The sequence below is a fragment of the Mucispirillum schaedleri ASF457 genome (assembly GCF_000487995.2).
Lineage (GTDB): Bacteria > Chrysiogenota > Deferribacteres > Deferribacterales > Mucispirillaceae > Mucispirillum > Mucispirillum schaedleri.
This window is the reverse complement of the sequence record NZ_CP097562.1, coordinates 210,072-230,945: the sequence shown is the minus strand read 5'-3', so window position 1 is coordinate 230,945 and position 20,874 is coordinate 210,072. Positions and strand designations below refer to the sequence as shown.

20 protein-coding genes and 1 tRNA gene are annotated in these 20,874 nt (G+C 29.6%); 11 read left to right on the top strand and 10 right to left on the bottom strand.

What is annotated here, in order from left to right; translation table 11 throughout:
- Window positions 1–3: 3 nt before the first annotated feature.
- The 3 genes from N508_RS01175 to N508_RS01165 are packed head-to-tail and all read right to left on the bottom strand — an operon-like array spanning window position 4 to window position 3,090.
- A complete protein-coding gene (locus N508_RS01175) occupies window positions 4–609 on the bottom strand; it encodes a flagellar basal body rod C-terminal domain-containing protein (protein WP_023276253.1) in 606 nt (201 codons plus the stop codon).
- A 15-nt stretch (window positions 610–624) separates the two neighbouring features.
- The gene (locus tag N508_RS01170; protein WP_023276252.1) at window positions 625–2,214 is read right to left on the bottom strand and encodes a long-chain-fatty-acid--CoA ligase; all 1,590 of its coding nucleotides are present in this window, start codon (window positions 2,212–2,214) and stop codon (window positions 625–627) included.
- A 3-nt stretch (window positions 2,215–2,217) separates the two neighbouring features.
- Entirely contained in the window at window positions 2,218–3,090 is an 873-nt protein-coding gene (locus N508_RS01165) for a DUF6731 family protein (RefSeq protein WP_023276251.1), read from the bottom strand.
- Between the two features lie 180 nt (window positions 3,091–3,270).
- Here N508_RS01165 and mltG point away from each other — a divergent pair, with 180 nt between their 5' ends.
- From mltG to N508_RS01150, 3 genes are read left to right on the top strand one after another with little or no spacing between them, the layout of a single operon-like run.
- Window positions 3,271–4,284: an endolytic transglycosylase MltG gene (gene mltG / locus N508_RS01160; RefSeq protein ID WP_023276250.1), complete on the top strand. Its 1,014-nt coding sequence runs from the start codon at window positions 3,271–3,273 to the stop codon at window positions 4,282–4,284.
- Entirely contained in the window at window positions 4,265–5,185 is a 921-nt protein-coding gene (locus N508_RS01155) for a Ppx/GppA phosphatase family protein (protein ID WP_023276249.1), read from the top strand. The genes mltG and N508_RS01155 overlap by 20 nt, the downstream gene beginning before the upstream one ends.
- A complete protein-coding gene (locus N508_RS01150) occupies window positions 5,163–6,596 on the top strand; it encodes a DUF445 domain-containing protein (RefSeq protein ID WP_023276248.1) in 1,434 nt (477 codons plus the stop codon). The genes N508_RS01155 and N508_RS01150 overlap by 23 nt, the downstream gene beginning before the upstream one ends.
- A gap of 2 nt (window positions 6,597–6,598) precedes the next feature.
- Here N508_RS01150 and N508_RS01145 read toward each other — a convergent pair whose 3' ends face one another.
- Window positions 6,599–6,817 (bottom strand): hypothetical protein, encoded by a 219-nt coding sequence (locus N508_RS01145; RefSeq protein ID WP_023276247.1) that lies wholly within the window; start codon window positions 6,815–6,817, stop codon window positions 6,599–6,601.
- Window positions 6,818–6,940: 123 nt separating this feature from the next.
- On the opposite strand from N508_RS01145, the gene N508_RS01140 reads away from it, so the two are divergent.
- The 6 genes from N508_RS01140 (at window position 6,941) to N508_RS10945 (ending at window position 14,818) form a co-directional block, all read left to right on the top strand.
- Window positions 6,941–9,067, top strand: coding sequence for a Tex-like N-terminal domain-containing protein (locus tag N508_RS01140; protein WP_023276246.1), 2,127 nt, complete (start codon window positions 6,941–6,943; stop codon window positions 9,065–9,067).
- A gap of 149 nt (window positions 9,068–9,216) precedes the next feature.
- A complete protein-coding gene (gene leuS / locus N508_RS01135; RefSeq protein ID WP_040637070.1) occupies window positions 9,217–11,772 on the top strand; it encodes a leucine--tRNA ligase in 2,556 nt (851 codons plus the stop codon).
- On the top strand, window positions 11,772–12,266 hold the full coding sequence (locus tag N508_RS01130; protein ID WP_023276244.1) for a hypothetical protein: 495 nt from the start codon (window positions 11,772–11,774) through the stop codon (window positions 12,264–12,266). Before leuS ends, N508_RS01130 begins: the two co-directional genes overlap by 1 nt.
- A gap of 9 nt (window positions 12,267–12,275) precedes the next feature.
- The gene (gene holA / locus N508_RS01125; protein WP_023276243.1) at window positions 12,276–13,178 is read left to right on the top strand and encodes a DNA polymerase III subunit delta; all 903 of its coding nucleotides are present in this window, start codon (window positions 12,276–12,278) and stop codon (window positions 13,176–13,178) included.
- A 17-nt stretch (window positions 13,179–13,195) separates the two neighbouring features.
- Entirely contained in the window at window positions 13,196–14,302 is a 1,107-nt protein-coding gene (locus tag N508_RS01120) for a bifunctional glycosyltransferase family 2/GtrA family protein (RefSeq protein ID WP_023276242.1), read from the top strand.
- A 249-nt stretch (window positions 14,303–14,551) separates the two neighbouring features.
- A complete protein-coding gene (locus tag N508_RS10945; protein ID WP_081700841.1) occupies window positions 14,552–14,818 on the top strand; it encodes a Mor transcription activator family protein in 267 nt (88 codons plus the stop codon).
- A 280-nt stretch (window positions 14,819–15,098) separates the two neighbouring features.
- Here the strand turns inward: N508_RS10945 and N508_RS01115 are convergent, their stop codons facing one another.
- The 6 genes from N508_RS01115 to N508_RS01090 form a co-directional block, all read right to left on the bottom strand.
- Window positions 15,099–15,560, bottom strand: a complete 462-nt coding sequence (locus N508_RS01115; protein WP_023276241.1) for a tRNA (cytidine(34)-2'-O)-methyltransferase — start codon at window positions 15,558–15,560, stop codon at window positions 15,099–15,101.
- Window positions 15,561–15,588: 28 nt separating this feature from the next.
- Complete coding sequence (gene rsfS / locus N508_RS01110; RefSeq protein ID WP_023276240.1) at window positions 15,589–15,921, bottom strand: ribosome silencing factor; 333 nt, start codon at window positions 15,919–15,921, stop codon at window positions 15,589–15,591.
- Window positions 15,921–16,529 (bottom strand): nicotinate-nucleotide adenylyltransferase, encoded by a 609-nt coding sequence (gene nadD, locus N508_RS01105; protein ID WP_023276239.1) that lies wholly within the window; start codon window positions 16,527–16,529, stop codon window positions 15,921–15,923. The genes rsfS and nadD overlap by 1 nt, the downstream gene beginning before the upstream one ends.
- Window positions 16,529–17,770, bottom strand: coding sequence for a glutamate-5-semialdehyde dehydrogenase (locus N508_RS01100; protein WP_023276238.1), 1,242 nt, complete (start codon window positions 17,768–17,770; stop codon window positions 16,529–16,531). The genes nadD and N508_RS01100 overlap by 1 nt, the downstream gene beginning before the upstream one ends.
- A 15-nt stretch (window positions 17,771–17,785) precedes the next feature.
- Window positions 17,786–18,907 (bottom strand): glutamate 5-kinase, encoded by a 1,122-nt coding sequence (proB, locus tag N508_RS01095; protein WP_023276237.1) that lies wholly within the window; start codon window positions 18,905–18,907, stop codon window positions 17,786–17,788.
- Between the two features lie 39 nt (window positions 18,908–18,946).
- A tRNA-Gln gene (locus N508_RS01090) sits at window positions 18,947–19,021 on the bottom strand.
- Window positions 19,022–19,360: 339 nt separating this feature from the next.
- Between N508_RS01090 and N508_RS01085 the strand changes: the two genes are divergently transcribed.
- A complete protein-coding gene (locus N508_RS01085) occupies window positions 19,361–19,768 on the top strand; it encodes an RrF2 family transcriptional regulator (protein ID WP_023276236.1) in 408 nt (135 codons plus the stop codon).
- 26 nt (window positions 19,769–19,794) lie between these two features.
- Window positions 19,795–20,754, top strand: coding sequence for an ornithine cyclodeaminase family protein (locus tag N508_RS01080; protein WP_023276235.1), 960 nt, complete (start codon window positions 19,795–19,797; stop codon window positions 20,752–20,754).
- The last annotated feature ends 120 nt before the right edge of the window (window positions 20,755–20,874 follow it).

Genomic DNA, 20,874 nt, shown 5'->3' with positions numbered 1-20,874 from the left:
TTTTTATGCCTTTAAATTGACTACTGTTCCAAGCATTTCATCACTTGTTCTTATCATTACAGCATTTGCCTCAAAAAAACTTTTATTAATAATATTATTTACTATTTCATCAGCAATATTTACATTTGATGAAACCATATAACCTGATAATATACTGAAACCAGTTGGTTCATATTCCTGCCCTTCTGCTCCTGTTGGAGTAATTATTCCAAGCAGTTTGCCATTACTGTATAAATTGCCGTTATCATCAAGCCGAACATTACCACCAGCACCAGTAAAAAGCAGTTCGCCTGAAGGACCTCTGAAATTACCAAAATCATCTACAGCAAACTTCCCTGCTGCATAGCTGTATGTATTTAATAAATCTTCTTCACTGCCATTACCAAAAACTGCAATATCATATAGGATATTCGTGGGAATAATACTACCTTGATTATTATCAGGTCTTATAGCACTAAGTTTTACTCCACCAGTGCTAAGTTCAGATAAAAATGCACTGTTAGATTTATAACCTGATGTTTTTACATTTGCAATATTATTGGCTGTTACAGCAGAAACAGCAGCTGCTGCATTCAGCCCTGTTACTGCTCCAAATATAGCATTAATCAATATCTGCTCCTTTTTTTACTTTATACCTTCTATTTCCCCTTTCATTACCATTTCTTTTAATTTTCTTTTTAAAATTTTACCAATAGTTGTTAGTGGAAGTTCATTTGGGAAATATACATATTTAGGTATTTTAAAATTAGCTATATATTTTTTCAAGTATGCTTTAATATCTTTTTCTGTAATATTTACATCTGGGTCTTTTTTAATATAAGCAAGTATAGTTTCATCACCATCTTCATCAGGCACACTGATAACAGCAACAGCTTCTACACCTTTTATATGATGGATATGTTCTTCTATCTCTCTAGGATAAACATTCATCCCTTTAACCAATATTAAGTCTTTTTTTCTATCAACAATGGTGATAAAGCCATCATTATCCATAGTTCCTAAATCGCCTGTAAAAAACCAGCCATTTTTTACAGCTTCAGCAGTTTCTTTTGGCATTTTCCAGTATCCCTGCATAATATTAGGACCTTTAGCTATAATCTCTCCAACTTCACCTCTTGGCACTTCCATATCATCTTTATCAACAATTTTAACAGATACCCCATAAAATGCTCTGCCAACTGTGCCAGCTCTAGGGTCATCAAGAGTGTTGCCTGCTACAACTGGAGAAGCTTCTGAAAGCCCGTAACCTTCAATTAAAGGAATGCCAAATTTTTGATAAAATTTATTATAAATATCAACAGGCAGACCTGAGCCGCTGCATAAGTGTATTTTTATAGGATAGATAAATTTAATAAAAAGTTTTGGCATTTTTGCTTTTACAAGAGCAGAATAAACTGTTGGCACTGCTGCCATTACAGTAGGCCGTTTAAATATTAATATATCTCTGAATTTTTTAGTTTTTAAATCCATAACTGATTCTAAAATAACAATAGATGCACCTAAAAATGATGGAAACATTATAGTTACTTCAAAAGAATATATATGAAACATTGGTAAAAACAGTAAAAATCTGTCTTTATGTGTCATTTTATAAGATATAGCAGCCATTTCCACCATACTTATTAAATTACCATGAGAGAGCATTGCACCTTTTGGAGCACCTGTTGTGCCAGATGTATAAATAATAACTGCAGTATCTTCCTGTTTTATACCTATTTCAAGCGGCAGCTCGCTCATATTTTTATCTTTTACTAATACATTCTCAGCACCCCAGTTTGCAGCACTGTCATCAAATGAAAAAATGGACTGTAAACAAGAGCAGTCTTCTTTAACTTTGCTTATTATTCCTTTAAATTTTTCAGAAGTAAATATTGCTGCTGCTTCGCTGTTAGAAATTATATAGCTTACTTCTTTATCTTTTAAAAAAGTATTTACAGGCACAATTATGCCACCTGCTTTAGCTATTGCAAAAGCAGCAAAAATAAAATAAGGTGAGTTTTCCATCATTATGGCAACTCTATCACCTTTACGAATACCAGAAAAAGCAAGCACTCGGGATATTTTATTACATATTTTTTCAGCCTGCGAATAAGTATAAATAATATCTTTAAAAAAGATATATTTTTTACTGCCATTTTTGTATGACTGATATGTTAAAATATCAGCAATAGTTTTAGGTTTTGCAACCTCTTCTTGTTTGCGTCTAAATATCATATCTTACTCCGATAAATGTATTAAATCATGACTTCTATCATTAAATGCTCTTTTTAGGATTGGAAGAGCTTCATCTTCCACCATATAACTGCCAGAAATCTCAACCATTTCTTTATATTTTACTTGAGCATTTTTTAAATCAAATTCTTGAATTTCTTCTCCATCATTATCAGAGCCTTTTAAAACAAGTTTACTGCAAAAATCATTAACTAGCAGTGCTTTTGCAATTTCTCTTGTCTGGCTCGTATTTAAATTTTGTTTTTGTTTTGGAGCAGAAATTGTAATATCTGCTTTTAAACCACCAAGTTCATCTATAATACCTAATAATGTGCCTTCTTTTGTTGTCATAAACTCTGCACTGTATTCATAACTTGGGAAATTAACTGATATAGCTATTTTTTTATAAAAATCCCATGATAATGTAGTTAAATCAATTTTATCTTCAAATAAAGGTGTTAGTTTAGCACTGCCATCTTTTGAAAATTCATTAAGAAATTTTTTAAATGCTCCTGCAGGTCCGCCACCTAGAGCTGCAAGAGATAAAATAAAACGAGATTCAGGATTGACTATTGCATAATAAAGCTCACCAAGAGCACCATCATTTAATGGGATTTCTGCAATGCCTTCATCTTCCCGAAACCATACAGGCCATGCACTTTTTTCTTTTACTACTGAAATAAAATAAGTATCTGTTGCAGCAATATCCACCTTACTGTTTATTTTCCAAAAAAAATGTGACTGCCCTGCATCAAAAGTGCCAGAACTATCTTCACTTTTAAGTAATGAATTAAAAGAAAGTTTTAATTCATCAAAGTAATTATCTGTAGCTGCTTCTATAAAATGATATGAAACTATAGCTTTTTTACTCCAGCTCAAAAGGAATACCTCCAAATTTAGTATATATTATAATATAACAAAATTAATATGTTTTGTAAACTTTTATATATATATATTGTCAAGATATTATATAAAAAAAATGAATAAAAGCTACAAACTGCTTGAAATACACATTGTTTGCTGATAATATTATAAAAAACATATATTAAAGTTGGTATTATGAAAAAGAAAATTATTATATCATTAGTATCATTAGTTATTTTAGCATCTATGGCAGTTATGGCAACAGCTTTTTATCTTTATTCATCATCTAAATCTTTTTTAGATAGTAATAGAGTATCTACAGAATTATTTATTGAAAAAGGTCAAAGTTATTCAAAACTTTATAATGAAATTTTTCAAGACACAGATACTCCTGCAGGGCTTGATATATACCTTAGAAAAATCATTAAACTGCCACAAAATATGAAATTTGGCTATTATATGGCAGATAATATTTCATACAGCGAGTTTTTATCAAACATTATGAATGGTGTTCAGTCCACTGTAAAAGTAACAGTCCCAGAAGGGTTCAATGTGTTTGATATTGCTAATGCTCTTGAAAAAGCAGGCGTTGCAAAAAAAGATGAGTTTTTATCTCTTGTATTTAATAATGAGTATGCAAAAAAAGTAACAGGATATGACTATAAAAGTTTAGAAGGTTTCCTATTTCCCGGAACATATAAATTTCCAAAAAACTTTAAACCAGAATATGTAGTAGATACAATGTATGCTGATTTTAAAAAATATCTTCCTGCTGATTTTAAAGAAAAAACAGCAGCTCAAGGTTTAACTGAATATGAAGCCATTATTTTAGCATCCATTGTGCAGAAAGAAACATATAATGTATTTGAAGCACCAATCGTTGCTTCTGTTTATTATAACAGGCTTAATATTGATATGATTTTGCAAGCTGACCCTACTATACTTTATGGTAAATTTTTAAGAGGCGAATATGAAATAAAAATTGGCAAAGCTGATTTAAGAGATGAAACAAACATATATAATACATATAAACATAAGGGGCTTACCCCTACTCCTATATGCAGCCCTTCATTAATTGCATTAGAAGCTGTTGCAAACCCTGCAAAAACTAATTATTTATTTTTTGTAGCAAGTAAAGATGGAGAACACTTATTTTCAGAAACTTATGATGTGCATAGAAGGTATGTAAATGAGCACCAAAAAAAATAATATTGCAGCAGGTATTGATATAGGCAGTAACTCTATAAGGTTGATTATTGCTGAAGTTGAAAATAATAAAATAAAAAATATTATTTATCAGGAAAAAGCAACTACAAGACTTGCTGCAAATATTAATAAAACTGGAATATTACAAGAAGAACCATTTAATAAATCTATAAATGTGCTTGCTGGGTTTAGAAAAGCTCTTAATAAATATAATGTTGAAAAGATTAAAACTGTTGCAACAAGTGCAGTTCGTGAAGCAGCAAATGGGAAAGAATTTATTAATGCAGCTAAAAATTCAGGTATTGAAATATCTATTATCAGCGGAAAAGAAGAAGGTATGCTTGAATATCTTGGGGTGTGCTCTGGGTTTGATGCAGGCAGGCAGCCATTAATACTTGATGTTGGAGGTGGCTCGTCAGAAATAATATATATGCAGGATAATAATGAGCTGCATACAGAAAGCCATAAAATAGGTGTAGTAAAAATGGCAGATATGTTTGATTTTCAAAAAAGCAGCACAGAAATACTTGAAAAATGCAGTGCATATATAAAAGAATTCTTTAAGGATGTTACTATTCCAAATAATATCCAGAATTTTATTGCAACAGCAGGCACTGCTACAACTCTTGCAGCAATAGATATGGAAATGACTGAATATGATTACAATAAAGTTAATGGTTATAAAATTACAAAAGAAAAAGTAATAGAAATACTTAATAAAGTCTACTCTACACCATATAATAAACGGCTTGAAATTAAAGGTATGGATAAAGGCAGAGAAGATTTAATAATACCTGGTATTTTAATTATATTAGAAATATTAAAGAAAACCAACCTTAATATTATTACTGTTTCAGATTTTGGTTTAAGAGAGGGAGCCGTTGTTAGAGCAGCCAATAGTTAGCCTTGTAACTACCCCGCTTGTTGCAGGTGTAGTTGGTTATATAACAAACAAAATAGCAATAAAAATGCTTTTCAGACCTTATGAACCTAAATGGTATACATTAGGCTGGCAGGGTATTGTCCCTAAAACAAGGCCAAAATTAGCAGTTAAAATCTCTGAAATTGTTGGGCAGAAACTTTTAGCACATGATGATTTTTTATATGCACTTGAAAATAATGATATAAAAACCAAAATTCACAGTATAATTGCAGATAAACTTAAAAGCCTTAATGCAAAAGATATTCATGCTGTTATAAGGCTTTCCAGCTTAGAAGATAAAATTATTGATAATAAAGATACAATTAATAATATTTTAAATAATACTGCCATTTCAGTAGTTGATATTTTTCTTAATAGGCAAATAAATATTAATAATTTTAGAGAGCCAGTATTTCAGCTAGTTAAAAATTTCAATTTGGAAAAAGCAATAGATAACCAGCTTGAAAATACAATAAATTCATTTCTATCAGAAGATAAAACATTACAGGATATACTTCCACAGGATATTTTAAATAGAAAAAATGATTTAGTTGAATACTTAACAATCACTATTATGGCTAATATAAGAAGGCTTGGTAAAAATGATATGATAAAAGCTGTTTTAGCTCAAAAGGTAGTGAACTTTAAAGACAGTATGCTTTCTTCTGCAACTGGTATGGATGTGTTAAAAGCTGGATTTATTAACCTGTTTTTAAGTAATGAAAAAATAGAGCAGATTGTAGAAAATGAACTTCCACATATAACTGAAGATTTATCTACTAACCCTGTGATTTATAAAAATATTTATAAAACAATTGAAGATGAAATTGATAATCTTCTTAAAAAGCCAGTAAATGAAGTAATGGTTAAATTAGGCTTTAGTGATAATCACGATATAGTTTTATATATAAAAAATCATTTTGTTACAAACACTAACATATTAGATAAAGTTTCTGCTTTAATATTAGATAAGTTATACCAATACAGCAATTTAAGCATAAAAGAAATTTTAGTGCTTTTAAATATTGATATTTATAAATTTATAAAAATAGATGTTATGGATATTTTGAATGCTGAAAACTATAAAACAATGAAATCAAATATGATAAATAAATTTACTGCATTTATAAGCAGTAATTATAATAAAATAGCTGATGTTATTACAGAAGTGGCTGTTAAACTTATTAAAAGTAATTTAAAATATGCACTTAATGCTGTAAATATTGAAAAAATTGTAAAAGATAAAATTAATGCCCTTCCTTTACCTGAAGTAGAAAATATATTATTTTCTTTCATGAAAGAGCATTTTAAATGGATAAATATTTTAGGCTTTTTTATAGGGTTTGTAATTGGGCTTACTCAAGCATTAATTGTATTTTTTACGGGAGTATAAAACTAATTAATAATATTTTTCATCTGACTTTTATACTCTTCTTCTTTAATTGCACCACTTTTATAAAGATAAATAAGCTCATCATATTTTGTGTTAAAAGCCTGTTCTTTATGCTCTTTGGGAGCCTGTATTTCACTTTCCTTTTTATGACTTTTTGCAAGCAGTAATGCAGCTGCAACCAGCACAACACATGCTGTAACAAATAATATTATACTTACCATAATCATATCCTTTTTGAATATTTTAATAAAATCTATAAATAATGTCAAATATTATTAGATATTCCTTGATAATCATAATGAAATACAGTAATATCATAACGAAATAGTTTATAAGGATGGTATATGGTAGATTTAGACTCACTTATTAAAGAATTTACTTTTCCAAAAAAAAATGTAGAAAATTTAATAGCACTTTATCTTGACGGCAACACTGTTCCATTTATTGCAAGGTATAGAAAAGAGCAGACTGGAGCAATGGATGAAATCCAAATAAGAAATATTCTTGAAAGATATGAGTATCTTGAAAATTTAAATAAAAGAAAAGAAGAAGTTATCAAAAATATTGATGAAAAAGGAAAGCTGACTGATAAATTAAAACTTGCATTACAAAAAGCAGCTACTCTTACAGAAGTGGAAGACTTATATGCTCCATATAAATCCAAAAAGAAAACAAAAGCAGATATTGCAAGAGAAGCTGGTATAGAGCCTGTTGCAGAATATATTAAAACCCATAATGACTTATCTGAATTAGAAAATTTTGCAAAAGACTATATCAATGAAAAAGCTGCAGATATTGATACAGTTCTTTCTATGGCAAGAGATATTATTACTGAAGATATTGGACATAATATTAATATAAAAAACAGATTAAGAGAAATATATAATAAAAATGCAGTTATTTCATCAGCTGCAGCAGAGGATTTTCAAGAAAGAACTCCTTATGAAGCATATTATGAATTTGAAGAAAAAATAAAAACACTGCCACCACATAGAGTTTTAGCAATTTTTAGAGGCGAAAGAGAACATGTATTAAAAGTTAAACTGAATATTGATGAAGAAACATGTATAAATACTGTGCTTGCTATAATATATGAAGAAGGATACAAGCATAATAAAATTATAGAAAAATGTGCAGGTCGTGCATTTAAAACAATGCTTTCTTCTTCTATTGAGCTGGAAATAAGAAGTGAATTAAGACAGAATGCTGAAGAAAGAGCTATTCATGTTTTTGGTGATAATTTAAAAAGCCTTTTAATGACGCCGCCAGTAAAAGGCAGGTCAGTTTTAGGGCTTGATCCAGCTTATAAAACAGGCTGTAAATATGCAGCAGTTGATGAAACTGGCAAGTTATTAACTTATGGAGTTATATACCCTACTCCACCACAAAGTGATTATGAAGGCAGTAAAAAGAAAGTTATTGAAATAATAAATAAATTTAATATTAATGCCATATCTATAGGCAATGGCACAGCAAGCAGAGAAACAGAAGAATTTGTTGCAAAAGTTTTAAGCGAAATCCAGTTAAATGTGGAATATACCATTGTAAATGAAGCAGGTGCTAGTGTATATTCTGCAAGTGAAGTAGCTGCAAAAGAGTTTCCAGATTTAGATGTTACCATAAGGGGGGCTATATCTATTGCCCGCAGAGTTATTGACCCGCTTGCAGAGCTTGTAAAAATTGAACCGCGTTCTATTGGTGTTGGAATGTATCAGCATGATGTAAATAAGAAAAAACTTGAAAATACACTACAGACAGTTGTGGAAGATGTGGTAAATAATGTTGGTGTAAATTTAAATACAGCAAGCCCTTCCCTTTTACAGTATGTATCAGGTCTTAACTACTCTATTGCTGAAAAAATAGTTAAATTTAGAGAAGATAATGGCATTTTTATTAATAGAAACCAGCTTTTAAAAATAGCAGGAATTGGAGAATCTATCTTTAAACAGTGTGCAGGGTTTTTAAAAATCTATGGTGGTGACGAAATGTTAGACAGTATGTTTATTCACCCAGAAACTTATGATGCTGTCCATACATTATTAAATAGATTTAATTTGACTGTTAAAGAAGTGGGATTAATTAGAAAAGTTGCAAAAACAAACAACCTAAATAAACTTGCAGAAGAAACAGGTCTTGGAATATATACTTTTAATGATATTATAGAAAATTTAGAAAAACCAGACAGAGATGTGCGTGACAGTATAGACCCTGTAATATTTAAGAAAAGTATTGTAAACCTTGATGATTTAAAACCAAGTATGGTAATATCTGGCAAAGTAACTAATATTGTAGATTTTGGTGCTTTTGTAGATATTGGTTTAAAAAATGATGGTCTTGTCCATATTTCTGAGCTTTCTGAAAGCTATATTAAACATCCAAGTGAAGTTGTAAAAGTTGGTCAGAAAGTGCAGGTTATGGTTATAGATATTGATAAAGAAAGAGGCAGAATAAGCCTTTCTATGAGAATATAAAGGCTGCTTTTAAAAGACAGACTTACCCTTTCAATTTAATCTCTTAATATATAATAATCTGAACTTAAAAATATTACATTTTACTTGCTTAAATTATATATATTGTGGTATATGACATAAAAGTTAAAATTATTAATGGTGAAAGATTTATGAAATATAATCCATCTGCATTTGAATCAAAATGGCAAAAACGCTGGGAAGAAAATGATGTTTTTAAAAGAGAAGTAGATAATAGTAAAGAAAAATATTATTGTTTAGAAATGCTTCCATATCCATCAGGAAATATTCACATGGGACATGTTCGCAACTATTCTATTGGTGATGTTGTTTCCCGTTTTAAATTTATGCAGGGACTAAATGTTATTCACCCTATGGGCTGGGATGCTTTTGGTCTGCCTGCAGAAAATGCTGCAAAACAAAATAACAGACACCCTGCTGACTGGACATATTCAAATATTGCAAATATGAAAGAACAGCTTAAAAAACTAGGTTTTTCTTATGACTGGTCAAGAGAAGTAGCAACTTGTGACCCAGAATACTATAAATGGGAGCAGAAAATATTTATAGAATTATGGAAAAAAGGTTTAGCATATAAAAAGAAATCTCTTGTAAACTGGTGCCCTGAATGTGAAACAGTTTTAGCAAATGAACAAGTGGAAGATGGGCACTGCTGGCGATGCTCTTCAATTGTAGAAATGAAAGAGCTGGAACAATGGTTTTTAAAAATTACAGAATATGCAGATGAATTATTAGAATATACATATAAATTAAAAGGCTGGCCAGAAAAAGTTTTAACTATGCAGAGAAACTGGATAGGTAAATCTATTGGTGCAGAAATCATTTTTAAATTTACAGAAAGCGATAAAACAGTTACTGTTTTTACAACAAGACCAGATACTCTTTATGGTGCAACATTTATGCTTTTAGCACCTGAACATCCTATGGTAAAAGATTTGATTAAAGGCACAGAATATGAACATGACGGCTTAAAATTTATTACAGATATAGTAAAGCAGGATAAAGCAGATAGAACAGATAATAAACAGAAAAAAGGCTTTTTTACAGGCAGGTATGTAATTAACCCTGTTAATAATACAAAACTTCCAGTATACATTGCAAACTATGTATTAATGGATTATGGCACAGGTGCTGTTATGGCAGTTCCAGCACATGATACAAGAGACTTTGAATTTGCAAAAGAATATAACCTTCCTATTAAAATAGTTATTCAGCCAGAAGGTGAAGAATTAAATCCTGATACAATGACAGAAGCATATACCGGAGCTGGAAAACTTGTAAACTCATGTGAATTAAATGGTCTTGATTATGATGAAGCTAAAAAGAAAGTAATAGAAAATCTTGCAAAAGATAATGCAGCAAAAGCATCTGTTAATTTTAGATTAAGAGACTGGGGTATTTCAAGGCAGCGTTACTGGGGTGCACCTATCCCATTTGTATATTGTGAAAAATGTGGTATGCAGCCAGTTAAGGAAGAAGATTTACCAGTTGCACTTCCTAAAAATGTAAATTTTAATTGTCAAGGCAACCCACTTGATACTGTAGAAGATTTTGTAAACACTACCTGCCCTGTATGTGGTGGAAAAGCAAAAAGAGAAACAGATACTATGGATACTTTTATGGAATCATCATGGTATTTTCTGCGTTACTGCTCTCCAAAATGTGATACAAATATGTTTGATAAAAAAGAAGTAGATTACTGGATGCCTGTGAACCAGTATATTGGTGGTATAGAACATGCTGTTATGCACCTTTTATATGCAAGGTTTTTTGTAAAAGTTTTAAGAGATATGGGATATCTTTCTTTTGACGAACCATTTACTAATCTTTTAACTCAAGGTATGGTTTGCAAAGAAACATGGAAATGTGAAAATGATGGCTGGCTTTTACCTAATGAAGTAAAAGATGGTAAATGTTCTAAATGCGGCAGTATAGCTGTAAAAGGCAGAGTAGAAAAAATGTCTAAATCTAAGAAAAATGTAGTAGACCCTGGTATATTAAATGACCAGTATGGTGCAGATACTATCAGGCTTTTCTCTGTTTTTGCAGCACCACCAGAAAATGAAATAGAATGGTCTGAAAATGGTGTTGAAGGATGTTACAGGTTTATTAACCGTGTATTTAGACTTGTTGTATCTAATATAGATATATTAAAAGTTTATAATAATATCCCTGAATTTGAAGGTGAAACATCAAAAACTATTATTAGAGCAACTCATGCGGCAATTAAAAAAGTAACAAATGATATTGCAAGATTTCAGTTAAATACTGCAGTATCAGCTATTATGGAAATGGTAAATACTCTTTATCTTGCAGCAGAAAAACTTGAAAATGATAATGACAAAGCAGCATTTTCATTCAGCTTAAATACATTAATCACTATTTTAGCACCATTTACACCACATGTGGCAGAAGAACTTCATGAACTTGCTGGCAAAACTTCTTTTATTGCAGAAAGCAAATGGCCAGAATATGATGAAAAATATACAATATCTGATGAAATAGTTATTGTTGTTCAGATAAATGGCAAAGTAAGAGCAAACTTTACTTTCCCTAGAGATGCAGAAGAAAATACTGTTCTTGATACTGTTTTAAAAGACAGTAAAGTATTATCTTATCTTGAAGAAAAAGAACTTGTTAAAAAAATATTTATTAAAAACAAACTTGTAAGCCTTGTGGTAAAATAATGAAACGATTTCTGCTTGCTGCATTATTATTACTAATATTATCTTCCTGCGGATATACTATGGCTGGATTAAACAATGAAATACCTGTTAAGTATTATATTAATACTGTCCATAATGACACTATTGATTCCACTATTGGTGATATAATGCAGTTAGAAGCAGAACGTTTTTTTTTAAAATATAATGAGCTTGCTTCTTATAAACAGGCTACATATTTTATGGATATAATAATTTCTAATTTAGAATATATTAATCCTGTTTTAACAGCCACAGACCAGGCAACTTCTACATATATTGCATATAATTTAACTATTATAGTAACAGATATTGACGGAAAAGAAATATATACATGGAATACTAAAACATCAACAAACTTTTCTATTACTTCAGATGCAGGTATCACACTACAAACAAGAGATGGTAAGCTAAAAAGTAATATAGAAGATGATTTAACAACTTTTAGATTAAATATAAGCCGTAAGGTTTATAAATAGCTGGTGTATATGGAAAAATACTTTATAACTGGTTCTAGTTATTTTATTGATAAAAATATTAAGTTATTTACTCCAAAAGATGATAATTTAGATTTAGAAATTTTTTTTGGAGATGAGCTTAATAAAGAAGATTTTTTAAGCTATATAAATTCTGTAGATTTATTTGGAAGCCCAAAAGCTGCGATTATTAGAAATGCAGGCAGAATAAAAGATATTGAGCATCTTGCAGAGATAATGTCTAAATGTTCTGAAACAACATTAATAATAACTGCACCTGTTAAGGACAAAATTGACCAGTCATTAGTAAAAATATTTAAAAATAAAAATTTTAAAGTATTTGTTGAAGAGCAGAAAAAAGCAAAAGCAACCATATATGATGTAATAGATATTTTTAAAGAAAAAAATATAAAGTTAAGTCAAGAACAGGCAGAAATTATGCTAAGCAAATGTTTAAATAATTTAAGTATGGTATTACATGAATCAGAAAAACTTGAAACATATATACTGGGTAAAAAAGAAAAAATATCTGTTTCTACCCTTTTAGACCAGCTTTCTGGTGAAAAAGAAGAAACTATTTTTGCCCTGACAGATGCTTTTGGTATGCGTGATATAAAAACTGCTCTTAAAGTATACAGCACTATGGATAATAGTTATGATAGCAATTTTAAAATATTTTTTGCTCTTTCAAAACGAATAATGCAGCTTTATTTATTAAATATTGATGAAGATTATTTAAAACAAGTTCACCCTTTTCAACTTTCAAAAATAAAAGAACAACAAAAAAAATGGAAAATAAAAGAAATAGTAAAAGCTATTGATATTATTTCAGAACTTGACAAAGATATAAAAATTGGTTTAAAAAGTATAGATAATGCAGTTTTATCAGCAATTACTTCAGCAGATAAATTATAATATACATTGAGGATATTTTGAATAAACTTCCAGTAGCTGTTATACCAGCATATAAACCACTTCCTATAGTTATTAATATTGCAAAAGAATTAATGAATTCTAATGCATTTCAGGGTATTGTATGTGTAAATGATGGCAGCGGTAAAGAATTTGATTATATATTTTCAGAGCTTAAAACATTAGGGGTAGTAGTAGAAACCCATGCTGTAAACTTAGGAAAAGGGACAGCTTTAAAAACTGGCTTTAATGCTGCACTACATTATTTTCCAGAAAGCTGTGGTGTTGTTACTTTAGATGCTGATGGACAGCATCTAAGTAAAGATGTAATCAATATTGCAGAGAATTTGTTAAATATTAATAATGTTTTAATTACTGGCGGCAGAGTTTTTGATAATAAAAATATACCACTTAGAAGCAGATTTGGAAATAAATTTACTAAAATCATTTTCAGACTGTTTTCTGGTGTTAAAATTAATGATACTCAAACTGGGCTTAGAGGAATACCTGCATCTCTTTTACCTGATTTAATAAAACTTAAAACAACAGGATATGATTTTGAGCTTGATATGCTTATCTTTGCAAAAGAAAAACACTATGCAATTAAAGAGATACCTATTACAACAGTATATGAAAATGGCAACTCATCATCTCACTTTAATCCTGTATTAGATTCATTAAGAATATATTTTGTATTTTTTAGATATTTATGGGTTGCAATTTTATCTTTTATTATAGATTTTACAATGCTTGAAGTATTTATGAAAATGCTTCATGTGCCTGATGCACAAAGTGATAGTCAAATTGCACAAATCAGCCTTACTGTAATTAGTGCTAATATTTTAGCACGGCTTGTTTCTTCTACCTTTAATTTTATTTTAAACAGAAGATTTGTATTTAAATCAAATGCCAATATTTTTGATGAATATAAAAAATATTTTGTTTTAGTTATATATGTGCTTATTATTAATAATTCAGTATTTTATTTTCTTTTAAATAATGATGCCTTGCAGGATATAACAGGGTTAGGAACAATATTTTTAGAAATTACTAAACTTATTACAGAATTAATCACATTCTTTATTACTTTTATAATTTCAAGAACTATTATATTTAAAGATAAATAATAAATTTCAAATTTTATGATAGTTATAACAAATAAAGCTGCTGTGTTTATGTTATTTAACATCAGTAATATTTTTATTATTTCTATAGTATAAATAAAATAACTTTTCCACTGTTTTCTTTTATTAAAAGTAAAGATATTATATAAAATTTATTAGTATTATGATTATAAATCCAGCGGATAAGTATAAAATTAAATATTTATTGGGAGGAAGTTGTATGAATGACAAAAAAATAAGTATAATTTATCCCTGCTTACCAATGATGATTTTACGGAAAAGTTTAAAGATATTGCTGAAATAATAGTAATTGAAGCGGAATATAAATTATGTGAGTTTTATGGTGGTCTCTCCATATATATCCCAAAAACAGACAGCTTAACAACAAGGATTCGTCATAAAAATATTCAAGATGATTATAAAAACGGGTTATTTTTTATAGATTTAGCAAAAAAATATAATATAAGTTCAAACCATATAATAGTTATTTGCTCACAATCTCGTATTAATATCAAGTAAACTATTGTGAAAGATTATTAAGATAAAGATTAAATGATGGTGGGTGTGATGAAAAGTTCACCTTTTAAAATTTTTGTATAGTTAGTGTATAATAAGTGCATAATAAATGCTAAAAAATACCCGCCAAAAAAGTTAAAATCGTTTTAAGTTTTAAAAACTGCATAGTCATTGTATAGTAGTTGTATTGTCCTGCAACATACTTATCTCACTATTCCACTATTTTTATCTCATACCCTTATAATAATCTTTTTATTTTTCTATACCCATTACAAAAATAAAACTAAAATAAATTTGGAAAATTTAATTTATACAGTAAATGGTATGATACAATAGCAGCAGATGAAGACAGATTTAAACTTCTAGACTCTGTTTTCATAGGTATTCTATAAAGCCTGTCTGTATATTTTTCATATACAAAGTTAGGAAATCCTGCCCCTTCACTTCCAAAAAGTATATCTATCTTACTATTAATATTTATTGTAATTTCTGTATAGTTTTTATGTCCTTTTGTGCTTATTGCATAAAAATTATTATTTTCTTCAAAATATTCATCTAAAGTTTTAATATGTTTAACATTTACATATTCCCAGTAATCCATGGCAGCTCTTTTCAAATGTTTATCATCAATTGAAAACCCAAGCCTGCCAACTAATACAAGCTCTATACCAGTTGATGCACAAAGCCGTGCAATATTACCTGTATTTTGAGGTATTTCAGGCTCTAATAAAATTATTCTAAACATATAAACACCTCTTTTTAATATATTTTATTTATATTTTAGGGAAGCCGCCCCAAATAGATTCAAGATTATAAAATACTCTTTCATTTTTACGCATTACATGCACTATAATATCGCCATAATCAATACAAACCCATACACCATGTGCTGTTCCTTCATGATATATTGGATTAATATTTTCTTTTTTAAGTTCAACACTTACATATTCTGCTAATGCTTTAACATGAGTATCAACATTACCTGTTGCAATTATCATATAATCTGCAACAGTAGATTTTTCTCCAATAAAAAAACATACTATATCTTCACCTTTTTTATCATCCAGCAGTTTTTTAATTTTTATTGCTAATTCTTTTGTTCCCATTATACCTCTTTATTATATAAATTATTATTAATAATATATTTTGCAACATTTGAAGGCAAATATTCAAGATATTTTTTTATACATTTTCTAATTTCACTGCTTGAAATATTAAATGAATCTATTTCAAAAAGCTCAATTTTATCTTTATCTTCAATTTTTTTCTTAATATCATCTGGGACACTTTCTATCATATCTGAAAAAGAAATACCCGGTCGGCATCCTATAATAAAATGTGCTAAATCAAATAATTTTTTATAATTATACCATTGTTTAATGCTTGCAAATATATCACTTCCTACTAAAAAAAATATATTATCATCAGTATATATTTTTTTTAAAGCATATAATGAATTATAAGTATATGATAAATCATTTAGTTTTGCTTCTATATCTGTAACACCAAACTTATCACCAAGTTCACTTAATGCAAGATTAACCATATTCAGCCTGTGCATAAAAGGTGCAGTATGGCTTGACTTATGGGGTGGCTCGTTTGATACCATAAAAAGCAGCTTATCAAAATGAAACTTTTTAACAGCTGACATAGCTATTGCAATATGTCCTTTATGTATAGGGTCAAAAGCTCCTCCAAAAATACAAATATCCATTATCCACGCAGCTGTCCGCTTCCATATATTAAATATTTGGTAGTAGTTAAATCTTCTGCACCCATAGGACCTCTTACATGAAGTTTTTGTGTGCTGATACCTATTTCTGCACCTAGACCAAATTCACCGCCATCAGTAAACCTTGTAGACGCATTAACATATACAGCAGCAGAATCTACTTCATTTAAAAATTTTTCTGCATTATTATAATCAGTAGTAACTATTGCGTCGCTGTGACCTGAACCATATTTATTAATATGTGCAACAGCTTCCTGAATATTTTCAACTACCTTTATAGAAAGTATCATATCATGATATTCAGTATAATAATCTTCTTCAATAGCAGGTCTGCAGTCTACATATTTTAATGTTTCAGGACAGCCTCTTAAATCCACATCTACATCTTGAAATATTTCTGCTATTTCAGGCAGCATTTTGTCTGAAATATTTTTATGAATAAGCAGTGTTTCCATAGAGTTACATGCACTAGGACGCTGCACTTTTGCATTAAAAGCAATAGATAAAGCCTGCTGATATTCTGCACTTTCATCAATAAATACATGGCATACCCCTTTATCATGCATTATAACAGGAATACAGGCATTATCTACAACAAAGTTAATAAGCCCTTCTCCTCCTCGTGGAATAATTACATCAATTAACCCTTTAGCTTGAGCCATATATTTTATAATATTTCTATCAGTATCTTGAATAAAATAAATAATATCTTTAGAAAACCCTGCCTTTTCAAGTGAATCAGTAATAATTTCAGCAAGTATTTTATTAGAGTTTATTGCTTCTTTTCCGCCTCTTAATACTGCACCATTACCTGATTTTATACATAAAGCAGCACTATCAATAGTTACATTAGGTCGTGATTCATAAATAATACCTGCAACACCAAGTGGAACTCTGACTTTTCTTATTTTTAAACCATTAGGACGGGTATATCCAGATATTACTTCCCCTATTACTTCTTTCTGCATAGATATTTCATTAACAGCTTTTATCATACTATCTATTTCTTTATCTGTTAATCTAAGCCTGTCTATCATTGCAGAGCTTAAGTCCATATTTTCTGCATTAATAATATCTATCTTATTGATTTTTTTTATTTCTTCTCTTCTTTCATTAAGCAGCAAAGCAATATTTGATAATACTGCATGTCTTTTTGGTGCTGGTGATACAGCAAATATATGAGCATCTTTTTTTGTTTTTGCAAGCTGAGCCATTAAATCCATATTCTTTATCCTTATTTAAATTAAAAGCAAATCATCTTTATGTATAACTTCATCTGATATTTTATAACCTAAAATATCATATATTTCTGATGATGCTTTCCCCATAATTTTTAATAAATCAGCAGAAGAATATCTTATTTTTCCTCGTGCTATTTCTCTATTATTGTTTATAATAGAAACAACAGCTCCTGCCTGAAATTTACCATTAATATTAATTATACCTTTTGCAAGCAGTGATTTATTATTTAAAAGTGCATTATCTGCACCATTATCTATTATAACAGCACCTTTTGGAATAGCTGCATAACCTATCCAGAATTTTCGTTTTTTAATAGAAGAAACACTTTGATAAAAATATGTGCCTATATTATCTTCCTTAAAGAATTTCTCTATATTTTCAGGCTCCATTCCCCTTATAATAGCTACTTCACACCCTGCTTCAAGTGCCTTTTTAGCAGCCTGTATTTTTGACTTCATACCTCCTGTGCCAACAGAAGATATGCTGCCTCCTGCACTATCCATAATATCATCATTTATATACTCAACTTTATGTATTATTTCTGCATTTTTATCTTTTGAAGGGTCTGCTGTATAAAGACCATCTACATCTGATAAAATAAGCAGTAAATCTCCATCAACAATACCTGCAACAAGAGCACCAAGATTATCATTATCGCCAAATGACTCTATATATTTTAATTCATCAACTATAATTGTATCATTTTCGTTAATTATAGGGATAACTCCAAGCTCTAAAAGTCTTTTTAGTGCAGAGCGTGCATGAAGATACCGTTTTCTGTTTGATAAATCATCTTTTGTAAGCAGAACTTGTGCTACATTAATATTATACTGAGCAAAAGCCTGTTCATAAGTCCATATTAACCTTGCCTGCCCAACAGCAGCTGAAGCTTGTTTATCAACAATATCTTTTGGACGAGATGGAAACCCAAGCAGCTTAAATCCTGATGCTACTGCTCCAGAAGATACTATTACAATGTTTGGAATAGTCTGTTTTAATTTTGCAATATGATAAACTAATGATGCAATTCTAGCACTGTTAAGACCAAGATCATTACCTGATAAAATAGAGCTGCCTATTTTAATGATTAATGTTTTTACATCTGTTTTAGAATGCATATTTTTAGACCCTGTATATATGAAAAATAGATAAAAAAATGGCTGGGGCAGAAGGATTCGAACCTCCGAATGGCGGGACCAAAACCCGCTGCCTTACCACTTGGCGATGCCCCAGCATTGTGTGTAGGAATAAATAATATATTTTTTTTAATTCGTCAAGAACTTTTTTTATATTTTTTAAAAAATGTTTAAAAATTCTTATTGATTAATTACTTATGACCTATTTTAACTCTAAGTTTTTCTAAAATAATCATAATATGAGTTTTCTACTCAGTATTATATATAATATAAAAATATATCTTATTTCTAATATATAATATAAAAAAATCAGGAAAAATATAAAATTCTAAACATATATTTAACTTTTGAAATAATAAACAAAATAAATCTATTGATATTAAAATGAAATTATATTATATTAGTGATTACAAAAATTATATAGAAAGGTTTTATATGAAAATAACGCGTGCCTGTGATTATACTATTAGAGCATTGGTTTATATGGCTCAACATCCTATGGGAACAGCATTTATGCGTTCTGACATAGCAAAAGAATGTAATGTGCCTGACAGTTTTTTAGGTAAAATATTACAAAATCTTGCAAAATCAGATATTTTAGTTAGTGAAAGAGGAAAAAAAGGTGGTTTTAGACTTGGCAAAGAACCTAATAAAATATGTATGTATGATGTAATTGTTGCAGTAGATGGACCATTAAACATTAATAACTGCCTTGACGAGCAGGTTGACTGCTGTTATGACCAGTCATGCTGTGCCCATAAAATGTGGAAAGATGTGCAGGCTGATTTAATAGAAAAACTGAAAAAATATTCATTAGCAGATATTTCTGAAGGATGTCAGTAATAATTATATAAATAAGGAGTGTTAATATGAGTGCTTTATATATAGACGAACGGACAGCTGCATCACTTATTAATATGGATGATGCTTTAAAATTAGTAGAAGAGTCATTTTCAAGTTTCTCAAAAGGTGAAGCATTTAATATGACACGCCAGAGAATGAGAATTCGTAAAGGTGCATTACACATGCTTCCCGGTGCTGTTCCATATAAAGGTGTTATAGGGTTTAAAGCATATACATCTTTCCGTGCAGGTCTTATTTTTAAAGTTCATTTATATGATGCAGAAACTGGCAGCCCTCTTGCAATTATTGATGCTAATGAAATAGGAAGACTTAGAACTGGTGCTGCAAGCGGTATAGCATCAAAATATATGTCTAAAAAAGATACAAATATTGCATTTATTTTTGGTGGTGGATTTCAAGCAGAAGCACAGCTTGAAGCTGTCCATAAAACTACACCACTGAAAAAAGTTTATGCTGCAACAAGAAAAATAGAAAATGCAGCAGCTTTTGCTGAAAAAATGAGTAAATTATTAAATATTGAGATTATACCAACACTAAATATTGCAGAAGATTTACCTAAGGCAGATACAATTATTACTATAACAACATCTGTTAAACCATTATTTGAACATACAATGATTAACCCTGATGGTGTTCATATTAATGCTGCAGGCTCAAATGCCTTAATAAGAACAGAAGTGCCTGAAAAAACATTAGAAGCAGCAGAAGTTTTAGCAGTAGATAATAAAGATGTTGCAGAAATTGAATGTGGTGATATTCTGCCATCTCTTGAAAAAGGAAGACTGCACTGGAATTCTATATTAGAACTTGGAGAAATAACATGTGGATACCGTAAAGGCAGACTTTCTGAAAACGGCATAACTGTATTTCAATCTCAAGGTATGGGACTGCAGGATATTATGTGTGCTGAATATATATATAGAAAAGCAGTTGCTGAAAATTTAGGAATAATCTTACCATTTTAATTCAAAAAGTTTATAAAATAAGTGCTTGTAATTTTTTTTATTAAAGAATACAAGCACTTATAAATTTTTAAAATATTTTCTCTTGATTAGTTTTAAATCTCTGATAATATAACACTCTAA